This is a genomic window from Burkholderia sp. JP2-270 (genome assembly GCF_003233675.1).
In the GTDB taxonomy this organism is placed as follows: domain Bacteria; phylum Pseudomonadota; class Gammaproteobacteria; order Burkholderiales; family Burkholderiaceae; genus Burkholderia; species Burkholderia pyrrocinia_C.
Genome location: NZ_CP029826.1, coordinates 514,360 through 530,148 on the forward strand (window position 1 = coordinate 514,360; position 15,789 = coordinate 530,148).

Here is a 15,789-nt window from a genome sequence, read left to right on the forward strand (position 1 = left end):
GGGCAATGCGGTTGCCTTACGTCTAAACGCCGGCCTAATGCCGTCGCATTCCGCCAGCCCCGCTCATGCCACCGAACCGATGCATGCCGCCGAATCCATGGCCGCCGCCGCCAAGAAACGGGCCACGGTGAAAGCCTGCCCCCATCGGTACGCCGAAGCGACGATGATCCATCCGATTGAAGTGATCGAAGTGGTGGAAATGACGGAAACGATCGACAAAGACGAAGCTCACGCCCGCGCCGATGAAAAGCGGCGGCCCCCAATACCACGGGTCGGGATACGGATAGGCCGCCGCCGGGTACCACAGCACGCTGCCGTCGGCACTTTGCACGATCTGCCATGTGCCATCGCTTTGCAGACACGCACGCCCCACGATTTGCTGCTCCGTACCGTCGATGTCCGCTTGCGCGGCGACGGCGCGACAGTTTGTGCCGTAGTCCGGTAATTCATCATCCATTTGCGCAAGGACAGGCACGGAAAGCCCAAGACAGACGATGCCTATCCCGAATCGAAACATGTTGCCCATGATCGGCTCCTGCATTGTTGCCCCCGACCATTTGACCGCCGGCGTCACGGGCGGCGCCCGGCACGCTGGATTGCTTGCGCAGGATTCATCGCGCGGCGGTAACGGGCCACCGCTTCGTATCGGGTCTCCTGACGGCTAAACGAAGCAGCACGCCCGGTTATTCCAGGGGTCGGGATGCGAATGACGGAAGCGGGAGGCGCCGGCAATCGTTGCGGCGGTCAGCGTCCGACCGAGCGTTTGACGACGTGGTAGACAGCCGCTGCCGTGACCCCGAATACCAGATGGGCCACCAGCGTGATCGCGCCGCGAACCGGGATGAACCACGGGAAGATCGCCGTGAAGGCGTGCAGATTGACGCCGTACAGGATGAGCCCGAACGCGCCGCCTGCGAGAAGCGCGGCCCCGAGCGACATGTTCCGGACCACCTTCGCCAGCACGGCCGCATAGGCAAGCGACAGAGCGGCATGCACGAGTGTCGCGACACCCATGACCATCGGATCGAAGCCGGCGGACGAACCGAGCACGCTGCGCCCCATCACGATGGCTGCCGTCAGGCGCGCGTCGCGGAACAGGTTGCGCATGGCGTCATCGCCTGCGATCGACCAGATCAGCAGCTCGATGACGGTCGACCCGACAGCCGCGCCAAACGCTGCGCAGAGAATCGGGACCGGACTGGCTTGTTTCAATTGGCGTCCCCATCGCGACCGGCCGATGCATCGAAGCGGCGTGCGATCCGTCCGCTCCGGTTCCGATCGGGCAGCGTGTGCCCGCGATACCGAACCGGGCGGCCACGCAAAGTCAGGACGCCCCTTCGCAGTCCGTCCAGTACGCAAACGGATCGCGATGTTTGGGATAGTGTTCGTCGAGCCATTTCAGCAATGTCGCGCGGGCATTGTCCATATCGGCTTTCAACGACGAGGTGGTCAATTCGTGCACTTCGATGGACTTTTCCCGATCGATCACGAAGCAGTTCCAGTCAGGGCCGTCGAGATCCGGATCGTCGGACGCCTTCGACGACTTGCCCCAGCCGAACCCCTTGCGTGCGTCGATGTAGTACCGCGGGTTCACTTTCAGATACGACATCTCGCCGCCCTGCAGGCTGCTCTCCGCGCGCAGCACATCGTGTCCGTCGACGATCTGCGTGACATCCGGAAGCCGGCGCGAGCGCCATCCGGCAGGCAGCTTCGCGATGGCCTGAACGCTGTCGTACGTCCCCCACTCGAGGCCCCACGCTTCGGCCATGCGCTTCATGAACGCGTCCGCGCCCGGATAGCCGCGCAACTGGATTCTGGTCGACAGCGTCACTTCAACCCGGCCGTCGGCGTCGATGGACACATCGTCTCCCGCCGCTTCGAACGGATTGCCCGGTCGTGATGCACTCTTCGCGTCCGCAGGCGCAATGCCCGAGAACAACTGATCGAGCGCCGCACGCGCTTTCGACGACTTGTCTGGTCTGTTCATCGTGTACCTCCCGTGCATCCGAACGGCTGCAAAACTTCTCGATTTACGTTCATCTCTCCAACCTCATCGTTTTCCGCGGTCGCATTGTCGACGATCCCGCGGCCCATCTTCATGTATACAGGCACAGGCCCCGAGCGCGCCGCCGAAGCAGGCCCCACGACCCCACCACCTAACCCTGCTCCGCCAACGCCGCCCGCATCCGCTCCATCAACGCGAGCACCTCCGGCCGATTCTCCCCCTTCGCATGCACGAAGTGGTACGTGAGCAGCGAATCGACCTCGTGGCGGCTCACCCGAACGAGCTCGCTGCGCTTCAGATACGCGTCCGCGAGCGGCGTCCGCGCCAGCGCCACGCCGAGCCCTGCTTCGGCTGCCGCCAGCACCAGGTTGTAATCCTCGAAGCGGCGATCCTGCGCACGCGGCTTGAACGGAATGCCGAGCGCGTCGAACCAGGTGCGCCATCCGGTCACGTCGGAATCGTGCAGCAGCGGCATCTCGAGCAGCGCGGCGTCGCCGCGCCGGCGGCGCGCCTTTGCCAGTTGCGCGGCGAGCCGCGGATGCGCGACCGGATAAAGCCGCTCCGGCATGAACGCGCGGGTTTCGAGCTGACGCCAGTTGCCGCGACCATACCGGATCGACAGATCCGCTTCGCCGCCGGCGATATCCACGTTGCGAAGCTCGATACCGAGCTCGATGCGCAACGCGGGTGCCTCGCTCTCGAGCGCATGCTGCCGCTCGAACAGCCAGAGCTGCGCGAATGCCGGCACCACGCTCATCCTGACCAGTCGCGGCGTACGCGGCGAGCGCCACTGGTCGGCCGCGCCGTCGATGATCGCGAACGCCTGTTCGATCCGGCCGACGAAGCGCTGCCCGTCCGGCGTCAGGCGCACGCCGCGTGCATGACGTTCGAACAGCGCCAAGCCCAGCCAGTTTTCCACGGCGGCCACCCGCCGGCTGATCGCGCCGTGCGTCACGCCGGAGACGTCGGCGGCCGCCAGGAACGAACCCTGGCGCGCCACCGTGCACACGGTCTCCAGGCTGGCAAGCGGCGGCCGCGAGCCAGGCGCCGACGCGGCAACCGGCAGCGCATCCGCAACCTGACGCGCACGCGCCGGACCGTCGGCTCGCCGCCGCACCGAGCTGTGAGCCATAGTCATATCCGGATGTTGATCTGTGCGCTAGCTTAACATCTCGCAACATCGCACCATTGCCGCATGAATACCCTTTCCTCACCGTCGTCGCGCGGCGCGCGACAACCGCTGGTCGCGGCAGGCGCGGTCGCTTTCACGATCGTGTCGTGGGCCTGCGCATTCCCGTTCATCCGGATCGGCCTGCACGGCCTGGCGCCCCTGCAACTCGCGGCGGCGCGCTTTGCCACCGCCGCGTTGCTCGTGATCGCGTGGCTTGCGTGGCGACGGCCTCCGAGACCCGCGAAACGCGACGCGCTGCGCTTCCTGGCCTGCGGTTTCATCGGCATCGCGCTCTATAACGCACTGCTCAATACCGGCGAGCAAACCGTGTCGGCCGGCGCGGCGAGTTTCATCGTGAACACGCTGCCGATCTTCACGGCGCTGCTTGCCGCCGTGTTTCTCGGCGAACGATTCAACCTCTGCGGATGGCTCGGTTCGCTGGTCAGTCTGGCCGGCATTGCGGTGATCGCGCATGGGCAGCCGGGCGGGCTTGTCCTCGGCTCGGGGAGCACGCTGATTCTCGGCGCGGCCCTGTGTTCGGCCAGCTATTTCGTATTGCAGCGGCGGCTGATTCCCGTGTACGGCGCGCTGCCCTGCGCCGCGTACACACTGCTGGCCGGCGCGCTGCTGCTCGCGCCCTGGTTGCCCGGCGCGCTCGACTCGCTCGCCGGCGCGTCGCACGACACGACGCTGGCGGTATTGATCCTCGGCGTATTTCCGGCCGCACTCGGTTACGCGACCTGGACCTTCGCACTCGGCTACTTCGGCGCGGCGCGCGCCGCCAACTTTCTCTATCTTACGCCAGCGGTGGCGACAGCCCTGTCGATGGTGCTGACGGGCGAACGGCCTGGCAGCGAGACGGTGTGCGGCGGCCTGCTGGCGATTGCAGGCGTGGTCTTCGTCGCATTGCGCGGACGTTCGTAGGATCGCGGTTGCATCGGATGGCATGCCGGCCCGACGATCCGGAAGCAGGGCGGTCCAGGCGGGCCCCGACATCTGCAAAGCGGATGCATTGTACCGGCAGTCGACCCGCGCCAATTCGTCGGCTCTGCCCGGCTTGACCGTTAGTTGCATGTGAGAGGTGTCTCGCTCGATGAAGCTTTTCGATGAATCCGGGTGCGCGATTGCGAGCGTCCAAACTGTGCAGACAAATCGACCGAACAGTTCCCGACTGACCGCGTATCAGTGTCCATGGCTTCACCACCGCGACCAGCCGAATAATGGATGCGGCCGTAAGGCCATCGACAGCGAACCGCAGCCTGGCCGCCACGGCGCACGATTTCCGGCATCCGGAACCCGCGAAATCCGGGCGTCGAACCGGACCATGCCCGCCCCGTCACGCGATTCGCTGCAGCGCGCAAAATCGGCTTCGGATATATTCATACGAATTGCATGGTGCCGGGCGATAGCCCGCCCGCTCGCCCGGGCGGCCCGTCACACGGCCGGGTGCGATGCAAGTGAAGCCCATGATGGGTATAGAGACTCGTCCGATCGCCCCGGCCCGCAGCCGGCCGGTCGAGACGTCAAAGAAAGACATTCAATTCGGAGATGGCAGATGGAACGAAGCACTGTCGGCATGCGCTGCAAACCCCTGATCACCGTTGCACTGGCCGCCGCCGCGTTCGCGGCCGCGTCTACCGCGATGGCCGACCAGGTCGTGAAGATCGGCAGCGTCGAACCGACGACGGGCGGCATTTCGCACCTCGGCAAGGACAACGAGAACGGTGCGCGCCTCGCGGTCGAGGAAATCAACGCGAAGGGGCTGACGATCGGCGGCAAGAAGGTCACGCTGCAGTTCGACGCGCAGGATGACGCGGCCGACCCGCGGCAGGCGACGCAGGTCGCGCAGAAGCTCGTCGACGACAAGGTCGTCGCCGTGATCGGCCACCTGAACTCGGGCACGTCGATCCCGGCATCGAAGATCTACAGCGATGCCGGCATCGTGCAGATCTCGCCGTCGGCCACGAACCCGACCTACACGCAGCAAGGCTTCAAGACCACGTACCGCGTGGTGGCGACCGACGCGCAGCAGGGTCCGGCGCTCGCGAGCTACGCGCAGTCGAAGGGCGTGAAGAGCGTGGCGGTGATCGACGATTCGACCGCATACGGCCAGGGCCTCGCGAACGAGTTCGAGAAGAAGGCGAAGGCGCTCGGCCTGAAGGTGCTGTCGCACGACGCGACCAACGACAAGGCGGTCGACTTCCGCGCGATTCTCACGAAGATCAAGGGCGAGAACCCCGACGCGATCATGTACGGCGGCATGGACGCCACCGGCGGCCCGCTCGCGAAGCAGGCGAAGCAGCTCGGCCTGCGCGCGAAGATCCTGTCCGGCGACGGCGTGTGCACCGACTCGCTGGCCGAGCTGGCCGGCCCGGCAGCCGACAACGTGCTGTGCTCGCAAGCCGGCGCGGCGCTCGAGAAGATGCCGGGCGGCGCGGCGTTCGTCGCCAAGTACGAAAAGCGCTTCAACCAGGGCATCAAGTTCGACGCGCCGTTCGCGTACGACGCGGTCTACATCGCCGTCGACGCGATGAAGCGCGCGAACTCGACGGATCCGGCCAAGATCCTCGCGGCGATGCCGGCGACGAAATACGACGGCGTGATCGGCACGACGACGTTCGACGCGAAGGGCGACCTGACGCACGGAATCATCTCGATCTACGGCTACAAGACCGGCAAGAAGACCTTCCTCGACCAGGTCAAGATGTAACCCGCCAGTGCGCCGGCACGACGGGAACGCCACCCGTCGGCGCCGGCGCCGCGCGGGCCGAATTCTGAATCACGGAGACGAAGCAACATGTGTGCAATGGCGTATACCGAATTTCAGCAGGAGTTGAGAAAAGCGCAACTGACGTCGCGCGAGTTCGCGCATCTGATCCGGATGAACGAAAGCTCGATCACGAACTATTCGAGCAAGGGCACGGTGCCCTCCCACCTCGCGGTCATCGCGAAACTGATCGGCGCGCTGGCCGCGCACGAGATCGACTTCCGGCGCGTGATCCGGCAGATGCGGATCGAACCGAAACGGCCGCGCGGCGTCGGCGCGTTTCCCGCGGCCGACAAGCCGCGTGCGCGCAAGGCCACGAAAGCCGATTCCTGACTGGCCCTTTCGCATGCGTCGATGGCGGCACGGAGATCGCCGCTCGGCGCGCGATGCCGTCACGCGGGCAGCGCAGCGCGCGCCGCACGATCGTCACCCCGCCGCACGAACGTGATCGAGCAGCGCCTGCAACGGATGACGCAACTGCGTCGACGACATGCGCTTCACCTGGCTGCGGCATGAATACCCGGTCGCCAGCGCCTCTCCCTGGTCCTCCGGCGCATCGACGTGCGCGGCCCACGACTGCGAATAGATCGTCTTCGACGTCTGCAGGTTGCGCGCCTCGTGCCCATACGTGCCGGACATCCCGCAACACCCGGTCGCCTGAACCTGCAACCGCAGCCCGCGCCGCGCGAACACCTGCGCCCATTGCTTGCCGCTGTCCGGCGCATTGGTCTTCTCGGTACAGTGCGGCAGCAGCCGGTATGCACGGGACACGTCGCCCGCGCCGGCTTCCGGCAGCGCCTGCAACAGCCACTCCTGCGGCAGCGCAACCTTCGGCACATCGGTGAGCCCCGTCACCTTCAGGTATTCCTGTCGATACGTGAGCGTCATCGCCGGATCGAGGCCGACCAGTGCGACGCCCGACTGCGCGAGCGCCGCAAGCTGCGCGGCATTGCGGATCGCCGCCTTCTCGAACGCCCGCAAAAAGCCCTGCACATGCAGCGCCTTGCCGTTCGGCGCGAGCGGCGCGAGCCACACCTGAAAACCCACCCGCGCCGCCAGCTCGATCAGCGTCGCCAGTTGCTCGGTATCGAAATAGCGCGTGAACGTGTCCTGCACGATGACGACGCTGCGCGCGCGCTGCGCATCGCTCAACGCCGCGAGCGCGTGCGGATCGGCCGGCTTCACACGCCATTGCCGGATCACGGCCGCGAGATCGAAGCGGCTCAGCAGCGGGCTGTCGACCATGCCGACCTGCCGCTCCAGCAGCGTGCGCACCCACCCCGCACGCATCAGCCCGTTGTACAGCGCAGGCACCCGCGCCATCCACGGCATCGTGAATTCGAGCGAGCCGATCAGGTAGTCGCGCAGCGGCCGCTGATAACGACGGTGATACAGCTCGAGAAAGCGCGAACGGAACTCGGGCACGTTGACCTTGACCGGGCACTGCCCCGCGCACGACTTGCAGGCGAGGCACCCGGCCATCGCGTCGTACACCTCGTGCGAGAAATCGGCCGCGCCGCCGCGCGCGGCGCGGCTGTTGCGCCAGCGGGCGGCAACGCCGCGCAGGAACGGCTGCCGCGCGCGCGCCGCCGCGACGACGTCGACGCCGGCCTGTCCTTGCAGGCGCAACCATTCGCGCATCAGCGACGCGCGCCCCTTCGGCGAATGCACGCGTTCGCGCGTCGCCTTCCAAGACGGGCACATCGCATCGTCCGGATCGAAGTTGTAGCACGCGCCGTTGCCGTTGCAGTGCATCGCGGTGCCGTAGCTCTGCCATACGCGCTCGTCGATCTGCCGGTCGTGGTCGCCGCGCGTCGGCACTTCGTCGACCTTCAGCAGCCGCATCGTGTTCTCCGGCGGCGTCGCGATCTTGCCCGGGTTGAACTGGTTGTGCGGATCGAACGCGGCCTTCAGTTGCTGCAGCGACGGATACAGTTCGCCGAAAAACGCCGGCGCATATTCGGAGCGCACGCCCTTGCCGTGCTCGCCCCACAGCAGGCCGCCATGACGCTGCGTGAGTTCGGCCACCGCATCCGACACGGGCCGCACCAGCGCGGCCTGCCGCGGATCCTTCATGTCGAGCGCCGGACGCACGTGCAGCACGCCCGCGTCGACATGGCCGAACATCCCGTACTGCAGCCCGTGGCCGTCGAGCAGCGCGCGGAATTCGGCGATGTACGCGGCGAGGTTCTCGGGCGGCACCGCGGTGTCCTCGACGAACGGCTGCGGACGCGCCTCGCCCTGCACGTTGCCGAGCAGGCCGACCGCTCGCTTGCGCATCGCATATACGCGCTTCACCGCATCGTCGCCGGCCGCGAGCGTATGGCCGAGCCGCTCCACGCTCGTATCGGTGCGCAGGTGGTCGACGAACGCGCGCACGCGCGCATCTACGTCGTCCGCATCGTCGCCGCTGAATTCGATCAGGTTGATGCCGAGCGTCGGGCGCCGGTCGTCCTGAGGAAAATATTCGGCCACGCTGCTCCACACGAAGTCCTTCATCGCGAGCATCAGCACCTTCGAATCGACCGTCTCGATCGACAGCGGCCTGTGTTCGATCAGCGCGCGCGCATCGCGCAGCGCGTCCATGAAACCCGCATAGCGCACGTTGACCAGCACCGAATACCTCGGGATCGGCAATACGTTGAGCTTCGCCTCGACGACGAAGCCGAGTGAGCCCTCGGCGCCGCACAGCACGCTGTTCAGGTTGAAGCGGCCGTCGGGTTCGCGCAGGTGCGCGAGGTCATAGCCGGTCAGGCAGCGGTTGAGCTTCGGAAACTTCGCTTCGATCAGCGCCGCCTTGTCGTCGCTGATGCGCCGCGCGGTGCGGTAGACCTTGCCGACGCGGTCCTGCCGCGCACAGCGACGCTCCAGCTCGTCGTCAGCGAGTGCGTCGCTATGCAGGCGCTCGCCGCCCATCAGCACGAAGTCCAGTTCGAGCACGTGATCGCGCGTCTTGCCGTACGTGCAGCTGCCCTGTCCGCTCGCGTCGGTGTTGATCATCCCGCCGACGGTCGCGCGGTTCGACGTCGACAGCTCCGGCGCGAAAAACAGCCCGTGCGGCTTCAGCGCCGCATTGAGCTGATCCTTGACGACGCCCGCCTGCACGCGCACCCAGCGCTGCTCGACGTCGATTTCCAGGATCCGGTTCATGTTGCGCGACAGGTCGACGACCACGCCGTCGGTCAGCGACTGCCCGTTGGTGCCCGTGCCGCCGCCGCGCGCGGCCACCGCGACATCGCGATGCGCTGGTTCCGCGAGCAGCCGGGCCACCAGCCGGACGTCGTCCGCATGCGCGGGACAGATCACCGCTTGCGGCAGGCGCTGGTAGATCGAGTTGTCGGTGGCCTGCACCGTCCGGTTCGCATGGTCCGCGCGGATTTCCCCGGCGAACCCGGCGGCCTGCAGCGCGGCGAGAAAGTCACGGTACGCATTCGCGGGCGGGCTGGCAGGACGGGGCAACGGGGCGATCGACATGGGGTAAAGGCGCAAGGTGGGTGAACCGGTGTGCCCGCGTGCTCGTAAACATGAGTTTTGAGCAAGTTTCCGCGCAACCAGGAATTCCAGTATCTTTGGTACTTCCTCGAGAAACAAACGAATTCTCGCCCGGCGAATATTGCATAAAACTCATGAATTACCGTCGTCTCACCCCGTCGATGTCGCTGCTGCTCGTGTTCGAGGCAGCGGCGCGGCACGAAAGCTACACGCGCGCGGCCGAGGAACTGTCGCTGAGCCAGAGCGCGATCAGCCGGCAGGTCCAGACGCTCGAGGATCAACTCGGCGTGCCGCTGTTCCGGCGCGAGGGCCGCTCCGTGAAGCTGACCGAAGTCGGGCGCCGCTACTTCGTCGAGCTCAATGGCGCACTGGGGCGCATCCGCGGCGCGACGCTGCAGGCGATGTCCCACCAGGCAGGCGCCGGCACGCTGCGGCTCGCGACGTTGCCGACGTTCGGCTCGAAGTGGCTGCTGCCGCACCTGCACGACTTCTACGCCGCGCATCCGGGCGTGACCGTGCACCTTCATTCGCGGATCGGCGCGATCGATTTCCTCAACGACGACCTCGACGCAGCCATCACCGTCGGCGCGGACGACTGGCCCGGCCTGCACGCGCATCGGCTGTACAACGAGTTCCTAATCGCGATCGCGAGCCCCGATGCGGGCAGCCGTCAGGCCGGCGCGCGCGCGCCGGCCTGGGCCGCAAAGCAGACGCTGCTGGGCGTGACGAGCAACCAGCAGGCGTGGGCCGAGTGGTTCTCGCACTATGGGCTCGACCATCGCCGGATGCGTATCGGCCCGAGCTTCGAGCTGACGTCGCACCTGATCCAGGCTGTCCGTGCCGGGATGGGGATCGGGCTGGTGCCGAAGGTGCTGGTGGAAGACGAGTTGACCCGCAACGAGCTCGTGTCGATTGGCGACGCGATCACCAGCCAGCGCGGCTATTACCTCGTCTACCCGCCGGGAAACGAGACGCTGCCGTCGCTCGTCGCGTTCCGCGAATGGTTGCTGGAATCGTGCTGAAATGCCGCCGGCAACGTGCCGGTCACGCGCGCCATTCGCCGAGAATCTGCTCGGCGAGGTAGTCGCACGGCGGGCGCGCGGACTGCGCGCTGCGCGCGAGCACGACCTCGAGTTCGCCCAGCGGCGGCAGCCCGTGGCTCTCCGAAAGCTGGACGAGATGCTCGGGAATGCAGCAGCGCGCCAGCGGCGCGACGGCGAGCCCGGCCTCGACCATGCTGAGCAGCCCGAGGTAGCTCGGGCTTTCGTATGACATCCGGAACGGAATGCGCTGCCGGTTCAGCGCCTTGATCGCGTGATCGCGCGCCATGCTGCCGCCGTGCGTGAAAAACGCCACCGGCAGCGGCCGCTCTTCCCATACGTTCCGCTTCCGCGACCCGGTCCAGACGATCGGCTCCATCCGGATCAGCTCGCCGGTCACGCCCTTGATTCGCGTGAGACACGCGAGGTCGACCGTGTTGTCCTTCAGCATCGGCACGAGCGCGCTGCTCGGCTGGCCGATCACGCGCACTTCCACGCGCGGATGCATCGCCGCGAATTTGCCGAGCACCTGCGGCAGCAGCGACGAAATGTAGTCGTCGGGCACGCCGATCGTCACGCGGCCGCGAATCTCCGGGCGCACGACCGATGCCCACGCCTCGTCGCGCATCGCCAGCATCCGGCGCCCGTATTCGGCGAGCGTCCTGCCGTCGTCGGTGGCCGTTACGTTGCGCGTGTCGCGGATGAAGAGCGGCTTGCCGAGCGCATCTTCCAGCGCCTTGATCTGCATGCTCACCGCCGACGGCGACCGATGCACGGCCTGCGCGCCCTGCGCGAACGATCCGGATTCGGCCACGGCCACCACCATCGCCAGCACATCGAGGTCGAGCTTTTTCATTTCATTCAGATAATCTGATCAATCCGTTCAGTTTATCCCGTTTTACTGTTCACCTCCACGGTCGGACAATGAACCCCGTCAGCACTCGTCGCAGGAAGCGGAAAACATGCATACGTCCGGATCGCTCTACGGATTTCTCGTCATCGGCGGCATGCTCGCGGTCACGCCGGGACCGAACATGGTCTACGTGATGTCGCGCTCGATCGCGCAAGGGCGCGCAGCCGGGCTCATTTCGCTGGCTGGCGTGATGATCGGTTACCTGTTCTACATGTTCGGCGCGGCGTTCGGCATCACGACGCTGTTCATGAGCGTGCCCTATGCGGGCAGCGTGCTGGGCGCGGTCGGTGCGGCCTACCTGCTGTACCTCGCATGGCAGGCGGTCAGGCCCGGCGGGCGTTCGCCGTTCGAGGTGCGGGCGCTGCCGAACGAGCAGCCGCTGCGGCTGCTGGCGATGGGCGCGACGACCAGCGTGCTGAATCCGAAGCTCGCGATGCTGTTCGTGTCGCTGCTGCCGCAGTTCATCGACTACCGGCAAGGCAGCGTGTTCGGCCAGTCGCTGTTTCTCGGTTCACTGCTGATCGCCGCGTTCGCGTCGGCAAACGGACTGGTGGCGATCTGTTCGAGCAGCATCGCGAAATTCCTGCACGGGCGCCCGACGCTGCTGCTCGCGCAGCGCTGGGCGATGGGCCTCATCCTCGGCAGCCTCGGCGCGCAGATGGTTGTCGATGCATCGAAGATGGCTGGCGTGGCGTGAGTGTCGCGCCGGCGCGGCGCGGGCTCACGCAACCGCGAGCCGCGCGCCGGCCGGCATCCCTCACGCAGCCACCGCCTGCCGCTGCGCCTCGAGTTCGCGCACGAGCGGCAGCACGCGCTGCCCGAAGTACTCGACTTCCTCGATGAAATGCAGGAACCCGGCCAGCACGAGATCGACGCCGATCGCCTTCAGCGCGACGATCCGCTCGGCGATCTGCTGCGGCGTGCCGATCAGGTTCGTGCGGAAGCCGTCGTTGTACTGCACGAGATCCTCGAACGTGGATTTCGCCCAGTTGCCTTCGCCTTCCGGCGACGCCTTGCCGGCCTCTTTCACCGCATCGCCGAACGCATGCACGGCCTCGACGTGCGCGTGCCGGACGATGTCGTCGAGCACGGCCCGCGCTTCTTCCTCGGTGTCCCGCGCGATCACGAACGCGTTGACGCCGATGCGCACGCGATGGTTGTTCGCGGCCGCCTTCGCGCGGATATCGTCGATCTGCGCCTTCAGGTTCTCCGGTGTATTGCCGTTCGTGAAATACCAGTCGGACACGCTCGCCGCGTTGTCTCGCGCCGCGCGCGAGCTGCCGCCCTGGAAGATCTCCGGATGCGGTTTCTGCACGGGTTTCGGGCTCAGCGTGTAGTCGTTGAAGCGGTAGAAATCGCCCTTGAACGTGAAGTTGTCCTGCGTCCAGATGCCCTTCAGAGCCTGGATGAATTCCTTCGAGCGCCGATAGCGCTCGTCGTGCTCGAGCCACGGCTCGCCGATCGCGGTGAATTCGCCCTTGAACCAGCCGCTCACGACATTGATCGCGATGCGTCCGTTCGAGATGTGATCGATCGTCGCGAGCTGCTTCGCAACCACCGCCGGATGCCACGGCCCCGGCAGGATCGCGGCGAGCACCTTGAGCTTCGTCGTCGCATGCAGCAGCGCCTGGCTGAACGACACCGACTCGTGCTGGTATTCGGCGCCGTAGCCGGCCGTGAAGCGGATCTGGCTCAGCGCGTAGTCGAAGCCGGCCGCTTCGGCCGTGCGTGCGAGCTGCTGGTTGTATTCGAGGCTCCAGTCGGTACGCTGCTCGATCGTGCTGACGACGAGGCCGCCGCTGACGTTCGGCACCCAGTAGGCGAATTTGACGCCGTCGGCGGAAGGGGCGGTAAGGCTCATGAAGGTGTCCTGGTCGAAGGGAAAACGGAAGCGGCTTACGCGGCCGCGGCGGAAAGCGTATGCGGGCGCAGTTGCGGCACCGCGCGATCGACGGCGAGCGCGATGCGCGCGCGCAGCGCCGGGTTCGCGATTTCGTATCGGTCGAAATCGCTTTCGGATGCGTACACGCCGATCGGCAGCGTGCGCGCCTGGAAGAAGCTGAACAGCGGCCGCAATTGGTGGTCGATCACGAGCGCATGGCGCTCGCTGCCGCCGGTGGCGGCAAGCAGCACGGGCACGTCGACGAGCGCGTCGTGACGCACGAGGTCGAACAGGTGCTTGAAGAGTCCCGTGTATGACGCGCGATACACGGGGCTCGCGACGACAAGTGCATCGGCCGTCTCGATCGCGCGGATCAGCGCTTCGAGGTCGGCCGGCACCTGCGCGCGCGTCAGCGCACCGGCCAGCCGGCCGCCGATCTCGCCGAGTTCGATCAGCCGCGTATCGATCGGCAGCGCGGCGCCGAGCGCCGCGACGATCGCGTCCGTCAGCGCCAGCGTGCGCGACGGCCGCTGCAGGCCGCCCGATATCGCGACCACGTTGATGGCATTGCCCATCGGTTGCATTCCCATTGTCGAGTCGGGCGCCAACGCGCCCGTCACGTCATGGGCCCGCAAGGAGCGTGCCAATGCTGAGATCGCCGTGAAAAACGATCATCTGCATGACGAAATGCGTCGCGATCGACAGCCTGTCGCGGCGTATTCGCCGATCGCCGCACGTTGATAAGCTGGCCAGCCATCGCATCACAACCATATTCCGCAGCGAGATGAACTGTGAGAGACAGTCGTGCTGATTGGCTGCTGCCTGATCAGCAGCAGCGGCGGTTGTCGAAGGCGTCTTTCCGTTTCGGCGTGGAATCCGAAACGCACGCGGCGCCCGTTCGCAGCGATCGCACGCCGCCGCAATGCGGCACATCGTTGCAACAGTGTCGAAGCTGCTGCTTCATCGACATCTGCACGCCGCATTTCGCTTAACCGGGCGACATCGCGTCACGCAACTGCGTCCAGCGCAGCAATCCGGCATTGGTTATCAGAAATCGATGTTTCCCGCGTTGCGCAAAACGTTGAACACTCTGCTGATCACGCAGCACCTGATCAGCAACGTTCATCGCGACCCGGCCGATCCGTGCAGCGACCCGACGCCTACACAGCCATGACCTCCATTTCCGTATCGCCTCGTGCGGCCGACCTGCGCGTCGTCACACCGTCCCGCGACGAACCGGGCCCGTCTGACGCCCGGCAAACAGCCGAACGCCTCGCGCCCGTCCTCACGCTGCCCGACCGGCCCGCGCTCGCGACGTCGATCCGCGCCCGCGCGCAGGTGTTCGTCGATCCGCGTTCGGTCGCGCTGCTCGAACGGATTCGCCTCGTCGCACCGAGCGACGCGAACGTGCTGATCATCGGCGAGACGGGCACCGGCAAGGAACTGATCGCGCGCCACGTGCACAGCCTCAGCCGCCGCAGCAGCGGGCCGTTCGTCGCCGTGAACTGCGGCGCGTTCTCCGAAACGCTGGTCGAAAGCGAACTGTTCGGCCACGAAAAAGGGGCGTTTACGGGCGCGTTCAGCGCGAAACCGGGCTGGTTCGAAGCCGCGAACGGCGGCACGCTGTTTCTCGACGAGATCGGCGACCTGCCGCTGTCGATGCAGGTCAAGCTGCTGCGCGTGCTGCAGGAGCGCGAGGTCGTGCGGCTCGGTTCGCGCACGAGCATGCCGATCGACGTGCGCGTGGTCGCCGCGACCAACGTCGACCTGCAGCAGGCGGTCGCGACCGGGCATTTTCGCGGCGACCTGTTCTACCGGCTCAACGTCGTGCAGCTCGCGGTGCCGACGCTGCGCGAGCGGCCGGGCGACATCCTGCCGCTCGCGCGCCACTTCTTCGACGACTACCGCAGCCGCCTCGGCTACGGGCCGCGCAGCATCGATCCGCGCGCCGAGCGCAGGCTCGAGGCGCACGGCTGGCCCGGCAATATCCGCGAACTGGAGAACGTGATCCATCATGCGCTGCTCGTAAGCCGCCACGATGCGCTGCAGGACACCGACCTGCACATTGCATCACCGTGCATGCCGGCGGCCGCCGCGCGCGCGCCGGATTCGTCCGCCGCCGCGCAGGACGCGCTCGAACGCGCGCTGCGCGACCTGTTCGACGACGGGCACGGCAACCTGTTCGAACGCATCGAGGACACCGTGATGCGCGTCGCGTTCGAGTTCAGCCACCGCAACCAGATCCAGGCGGCGCGGCTGCTCGGCATCAGCCGCAACGTGCTGCGCGCGCGGCTGATTCGCGCGAACGAGATCGCAGCGGCGAAGTAGCAGCATCCCCTGGGCGGACCATCGTTCGCCCCGACACGGCACGATCGCGCCCGCGATCCGTGCAGCGACGTCCCGACCTGATGTATCGTGGCGCGAAGCGCGCGCCCGTCGCCGCATGCGGCCGGCGATGCCGACCCTGCCCGCGACAGTGCACCCGCACGATCGTCCGTTGCACGAAAGCCGTCCGGCGC

General features: G+C 66.6%; 16 protein-coding genes. 8 read left to right on the forward strand and 8 right to left on the reverse strand.

Annotated features, from left to right (window positions below; genetic code table 11):
• Positions 1-34: 34 nt before the first annotated feature.
• The 4 genes from DM992_RS34985 to DM992_RS35000 form a co-directional block, all read right to left on the reverse strand.
• Positions 35-526 carry a hypothetical protein gene (locus DM992_RS34985; protein WP_111021603.1) on the reverse strand — a complete coding sequence of 164 codons (492 nt, stop codon included), beginning with the start codon at positions 524-526 and terminating at the stop codon, positions 35-37.
• A gap of 218 nt (positions 527-744) precedes the next feature.
• Positions 745-1,212: a sodium:proline symporter gene (locus tag DM992_RS34990; RefSeq protein ID WP_111020836.1), complete on the reverse strand. Its 468-nt coding sequence runs from the start codon at positions 1,210-1,212 to the stop codon at positions 745-747.
• Between the two features lie 112 nt (positions 1,213-1,324).
• Complete coding sequence (locus tag DM992_RS34995) at positions 1,325-1,987, reverse strand: nitroreductase (protein ID WP_111020837.1); 663 nt, start codon at positions 1,985-1,987, stop codon at positions 1,325-1,327.
• 169 nt (positions 1,988-2,156) lie between these two features.
• Complete coding sequence (locus DM992_RS35000; RefSeq protein WP_111020838.1) at positions 2,157-3,143, reverse strand: LysR substrate-binding domain-containing protein; 987 nt, start codon at positions 3,141-3,143, stop codon at positions 2,157-2,159.
• Between the two features lie 57 nt (positions 3,144-3,200).
• On the opposite strand from DM992_RS35000, the gene DM992_RS35005 reads away from it, so the two are divergent.
• The 3 genes from DM992_RS35005 (at position 3,201) to DM992_RS35015 (ending at position 6,276) form a co-directional block, all read left to right on the forward strand.
• Positions 3,201-4,100: a DMT family transporter gene (locus DM992_RS35005; RefSeq protein ID WP_111020839.1), complete on the forward strand. Its 900-nt coding sequence runs from the start codon at positions 3,201-3,203 to the stop codon at positions 4,098-4,100.
• 631 nt (positions 4,101-4,731) lie between these two features.
• Positions 4,732-5,886 carry a branched-chain amino acid ABC transporter substrate-binding protein gene (locus DM992_RS35010; RefSeq protein WP_111020840.1) on the forward strand — a complete coding sequence of 385 codons (1,155 nt, stop codon included), beginning with the start codon at positions 4,732-4,734 and terminating at the stop codon, positions 5,884-5,886.
• 87 nt (positions 5,887-5,973) lie between these two features.
• Positions 5,974-6,276: an XRE family transcriptional regulator gene (locus tag DM992_RS35015; RefSeq protein ID WP_111020841.1), complete on the forward strand. Its 303-nt coding sequence runs from the start codon at positions 5,974-5,976 to the stop codon at positions 6,274-6,276.
• A 93-nt stretch (positions 6,277-6,369) separates the two neighbouring features.
• On the opposite strand, the gene DM992_RS35020 is transcribed toward DM992_RS35015, so the two are convergent.
• Positions 6,370-9,417, reverse strand: coding sequence for an FAD-binding and (Fe-S)-binding domain-containing protein (locus tag DM992_RS35020; protein WP_111020842.1), 3,048 nt, complete (start codon positions 9,415-9,417; stop codon positions 6,370-6,372).
• Positions 9,418-9,569: 152 nt separating this feature from the next.
• Here DM992_RS35020 and DM992_RS35025 point away from each other — a divergent pair, with 152 nt between their 5' ends.
• Entirely contained in the window at positions 9,570-10,457 is an 888-nt protein-coding gene (locus tag DM992_RS35025) for a LysR substrate-binding domain-containing protein (protein WP_111020843.1), read from the forward strand.
• A 22-nt stretch (positions 10,458-10,479) separates the two neighbouring features.
• On the opposite strand, the gene DM992_RS35030 is transcribed toward DM992_RS35025, so the two are convergent.
• Positions 10,480-11,331, reverse strand: a complete 852-nt coding sequence (locus DM992_RS35030; protein ID WP_111020844.1) for a LysR substrate-binding domain-containing protein — start codon at positions 11,329-11,331, stop codon at positions 10,480-10,482.
• Positions 11,332-11,437: 106 nt separating this feature from the next.
• Between DM992_RS35030 and DM992_RS35035 the strand changes: the two genes are divergently transcribed.
• The gene (locus DM992_RS35035; RefSeq protein ID WP_111020845.1) at positions 11,438-12,085 is read left to right on the forward strand and encodes a LysE family translocator; all 648 of its coding nucleotides are present in this window, start codon (positions 11,438-11,440) and stop codon (positions 12,083-12,085) included.
• Between the two features lie 60 nt (positions 12,086-12,145).
• Here the strand turns inward: DM992_RS35035 and sfnG are convergent, their stop codons facing one another.
• A complete protein-coding gene (sfnG, locus tag DM992_RS35040; protein ID WP_111020846.1) occupies positions 12,146-13,249 on the reverse strand; it encodes a dimethylsulfone monooxygenase SfnG in 1,104 nt (367 codons plus the stop codon).
• 35 nt (positions 13,250-13,284) lie between these two features.
• The gene (gene msuE / locus DM992_RS35045; protein ID WP_111020847.1) at positions 13,285-13,845 is read right to left on the reverse strand and encodes an FMN reductase; all 561 of its coding nucleotides are present in this window, start codon (positions 13,843-13,845) and stop codon (positions 13,285-13,287) included.
• Between msuE and DM992_RS35050 the strand changes: the two genes are divergently transcribed.
• The 3 genes from DM992_RS35050 to DM992_RS35055 all read left to right on the forward strand — a co-directional run bounded on the left by DM992_RS35050 (position 13,832) and on the right by DM992_RS35055 (position 15,598).
• Positions 13,832-14,011 carry a hypothetical protein gene (locus DM992_RS35050; protein ID WP_111020848.1) on the forward strand — a complete coding sequence of 60 codons (180 nt, stop codon included), beginning with the start codon at positions 13,832-13,834 and terminating at the stop codon, positions 14,009-14,011. The two genes, msuE and DM992_RS35050, sit on opposite strands and share 14 nt — an antisense overlap.
• Before the next feature lie 202 nt (positions 14,012-14,213).
• On the forward strand, positions 14,214-14,444 hold the full coding sequence (locus DM992_RS42020) for a hypothetical protein (protein WP_162631809.1): 231 nt from the start codon (positions 14,214-14,216) through the stop codon (positions 14,442-14,444).
• Positions 14,441-15,598: a sigma 54-interacting transcriptional regulator gene (locus DM992_RS35055; RefSeq protein WP_111020849.1), complete on the forward strand. Its 1,158-nt coding sequence runs from the start codon at positions 14,441-14,443 to the stop codon at positions 15,596-15,598. The genes DM992_RS42020 and DM992_RS35055 overlap by 4 nt, the downstream gene beginning before the upstream one ends.
• The last annotated feature ends 191 nt before the right edge of the window (positions 15,599-15,789 follow it).